The organism is Pseudomonas meliae (genome assembly GCF_001400515.1).
Lineage (GTDB): Bacteria > Pseudomonadota > Gammaproteobacteria > Pseudomonadales > Pseudomonadaceae > Aquipseudomonas > Aquipseudomonas amygdali.
Genome location: NZ_LJQT01000004.1, coordinates 1 through 1121, shown reverse-complemented (window position 1 = coordinate 1121; position 1121 = coordinate 1). Strand labels below are relative to the sequence as shown.

The following is a 1121-nucleotide window of genomic DNA, read 5'->3' as shown; positions in this document are numbered from 1 at the left end:
CCCCGGCGACTGGGACTCGTTCATGGAAATGGCCGTCGCCCATCTCCAGAACATCATCGTGTTCGGCGGGCCTGGCTCGGGAAAAACCACCTACGGCAAGACGCTGATCGACCTGTTTCCGGCTCACCGGCGCATGGTCACGATCCAGGAAATGCTGGAAGACCCCCTGCCGTTTCATCCCAACCATGTGCATCTGTTCTACGGGCATGTGGTGGGACCCAAAGCCCTGGTGGCCAGCTCGCTGCGGATGAAGCCCGACCACCTGTTCCTGACCGAGCTGACGGGTGACGAGGTGTGGCACTTCATCGAGATTCTGAACACCGGCACCAAGGGCACCGTGACCACGGCGCACGCCAACGACAGTGAAGGGGGCTATGCGCGTGTGTGCGGCCTGGTGAAGCAGTCGGAAGTCGGCAAGGGCCTGGACTACGCTTACATCGAGCGCCTGGTACGGACCTCATTCGATGTGGTGGTGTACATGGAAAAGCAGGACATCCTTGAAGTGCATTACGAACCCGAATACAAGCTGGCCTTGCTCAATGGTCAGCGTCAACGAGCTAAATAGGAGTGGGTCATGTGGTTGAAACGGATTTTTACTCGGAAGTTTGCAACACGCGGTAGCGGTAAGCGCGTAGCAGAAAGGCCCGAGCCACCCACGCAGCCATACATTCTGCTGCTCAATTACTCACAGTTCTACGCAGTGGCCGAAGCCATCCAGATGGATTACGTCACCTTGCACAACAGCATTACGCGCAATCCTGCACACGGCCTGGAGAAAGCCCTTGTAGAACGTGAGCGGCACAACCGTGATGCATTGGGGCAAGTGTTCACGATGATCGAAGCGATGCAGCCTTATCCGAACACGTTCGCAGCATTCGAGGCGGCACGTGCTCAGGTTCAGGGGACCGAGCACACGCTCGCCCGGCAGGGTGACAGGAGACGTTTATGTGGTGGAGACTGACATTACTGGTCATCGCATTGATGCTGGTGTTCTTCGTGGCAGGTCTTTATGCAGGGGGTGCGATGTTTCTGCAACTGACCCAGGGGCACTTCGCGGGCTTGTCCTGGGACACGTTGTGGGAGGCCCGCAAGCTGCCCTGGAACGACCGGCGCATGCTTTA

General features: G+C 58.1%; 2 protein-coding genes. Both read left to right on the top strand.

The features are described from left to right. Window positions 1–565: ATPase, T2SS/T4P/T4SS family (locus ALO64_RS00020; protein ID WP_162232050.1), on the top strand; the 565-nt coding region annotated here is incomplete at its 5' end. A 9-nt stretch (window positions 566–574) separates the two neighbouring features. After that, on the top strand, window positions 575–961 hold the full coding sequence (locus ALO64_RS00015) for a hypothetical protein (protein WP_054991631.1): 387 nt from the start codon (window positions 575–577) through the stop codon (window positions 959–961). Window positions 962–1121 lie beyond the last annotated feature (160 nt).